We start from the raw sequence: 2,289 nt of genomic DNA on the forward strand, positions 1-2,289 counted from the left end.
CGCGTGGTGCGCGGCGCCCCCTCCCGTCGTGGTCCGGACGACCCGGTCAGAGCTTCTTGGCGGCCTTCGGGGCCTCGGCGTCCTCGGAGCCGGCCTTGCCCTCGGTACCGGCGTCGGCCTCGGTCGCGGTCTCGGTCTCGGTCTCGGCGCCGGGCTTCGGCGCGGAGTCCGCCGGATCGGCGTCGGCACCGGTCTTGGCCTCGGAGGCCGCGTCGGCCTCCTTCGCGGCCGGGTCGGAAGCCGCCGGGCCGCGGTCCGGCTCCACGACCTCCTCGCGGCCGGGCCGCAGCTTCGCCGACAGCACGAAGTAGACGACGGCCAGGATGAAGACCACGATCGCGGTCCACACGTTCAGCCGGACACCCAGGATGTGGTGGGCCTCGTCGACGCGCATGTACTCGATCCAGCCGCGGCCGGCGCAGTACGCGGCCACGTACAGGGCGAACGCCCGGCCGTGTCCGAGCTTGAAGCGGCGGTCGGCCCAGATCACCAGCGCGGCGACGCCCAGGCACCACAGCGACTCGTACAGGAACGTCGGGTGGTAGGTCCCGGCGACCCGGTTCGGCCCGTCGCTGATCTTCAGCGCCCACGGCAGGTCGGTGGCGCGGCCGTACAGCTCCTGGTTGAACCAGTTGCCCCAGCGTCCGCAGGCCTGGGCGAGGGCGATGCCCGGGGCCAGGGCGTCGGCCCAGGCCGGCAGCGGGATGCCGCGCAGGCGGCAGCCGATCCAGGCGCCGACCGCGCCGAGCGCGATCGCGCCCCAGATGCCGAGGCCGCCCTCCCAGATCTTGAAGGCGTCGACCCAGTTGCGGCCCTCGCCGAAGTACAGCTGGTAGTCGGTGATCACGTGGTAGAGGCGACCGCCGACCAGGCCGAACGGCACCGCCCACACGGCGATGTCCGCGACCGTGCCCGGCTTTCCGCCGCGCGCGATCCACCGCTTGTTGCCGAGCCAGACGGCGACGAAGACGCCGATGATGATGCAGAACGCGTAGCCGCGCAGCGGGATCGGTCCGAGATGGATCACGCCGGTCGACGGGCTGGGGATATAGGCAAGGTTCATGGCAGAGCCGACGCTACCCTGCCGGGCGGTGCGGACCGCAACCCGCCCGGCAACCTGGCGCCAAATCGAGACGGGGCGGTCAGTCCTCCGCGGCCCCCTTCGAGCTCCCGGTGGAGGCCCCCGTCGAGCTCCCCGCAGAGGTCCCGGCCCCGGTCGCGGTCCCGGCCGATCCGGCCCGCGATCCGGAGGCCGTGGACGAGGACTTCGCCGCGGCCGGGGAGGAGGCGGACGACGCCCCGGCGCCCGGGGTCTTCGACCCCTTCGAGGGGGACGCCGAGGCCGAAGCGGAAGGCGACGGCGAGGCGCTCGCGGCCCCGCCCCCGGTCCCCTTCGCGGCGGCCTCCACCTGCTCCTTGAGCTTCTGCGGGGTCACCGGGTTGGCCTGGTCGGCGAAGATGTCCTTGCCGTTGAGCAGCACGCTCGGGGTGCCCCGGAACTTCCCGGCCCGGAACGCCTCGAAGGACTTGTTCACCCAGCTGTTGTGCGTCCCGTCCTCGACGCACCTCCGGAACTCCGGCGTGTCCAGCCCCGGCACCTTGGCGGCCAGTTCCAGCAGCTTCGCGTTCGTCCCGTACGCGTCGCTGGTCTCCTGCGGCTGGTTCTCGAAGAGAACGTCGTGGTACTCGGCGAACTTTCCGGCGTCCTGGGCGCAGGCGGCCGCGTTGGCGCCCTTGAGCGAGCCGCTGCCGCCCATGTTCCCGTCGATCAGGGTGACCAGGTGGTAGTCGACCTTGAGCAGGCCCTTGGCCTCCAGCTCGTGGATCGTGTCCCGGTAATTGGTCTCGAAGGCCTTGCACGCGGGGCAGCGGAAGTCCTCCCACACCGTCAGCGTGGACTTGGCCTCGGGCTTGCCCGTCTGGATGGCGAGCGCGTCCTTGCCGGTCGCGCCGGAGGGGGCGCTCACCGGGCCCGCGTCGGCGGATCCGTCGCCCTTGTCGGTGTTGGCCGCGATCAGGCCGACGACGGCCGCCAGGCCGAGGACGCCGACCACGGCCGACGCCACGATGAGGGTCCGCCGCCGCTTCTCCCGCTTCTTCTCGCGCTCGCGCTCCACCTGGAGCCGCTCGCGGGCCGATCGTTTCGCTTCGCGGTTCGCACCGTCGTTCTTCTCGCTCACGTTCGGCCAAACGAAGCGGGGGGGGGGCGGCCGGGCGCGCCCCCCCCCCCCCCACCACCCGCGGACTCAAAAACACACCCACGGGGGGGGGCGCCGGGGGGCGCCCGCA

1 protein-coding gene and 1 pseudogene are annotated in these 2,289 nt (G+C 72.8%); both read right to left on the reverse strand.

Translation table 11 applies throughout. The features are described 5' to 3' along the window. Positions 1-46: 46 nt before the first annotated feature. Entirely contained in the window at positions 47-1,063 is a 1,017-nt protein-coding gene (gene lgt, locus ACFXA3_RS41180; protein WP_385196406.1) for a prolipoprotein diacylglyceryl transferase, read from the reverse strand. A 325-nt stretch (positions 1,064-1,388) separates the two neighbouring features. Further along, positions 1,389-2,180, reverse strand: a pseudogene (locus ACFXA3_RS41185) (DsbA family protein); the annotation flags it as partial. Positions 2,181-2,289: the final 109 nt, after the last annotated feature.

Source organism: Streptomyces sp. NPDC059456 (assembly GCF_042750055.1).
Taxonomy (GTDB): domain Bacteria; phylum Actinomycetota; class Actinomycetes; order Streptomycetales; family Streptomycetaceae; genus Streptomyces.

What these genes read in the sequence shown, in the direction of transcription:
- lgt (WP_385196406.1), bottom strand. Translation starts at nt 1,063, where the DNA reads ATGAACCTTGCCTATATCCCCAGCCCGTCGACCGGCGTGATCCATCTC.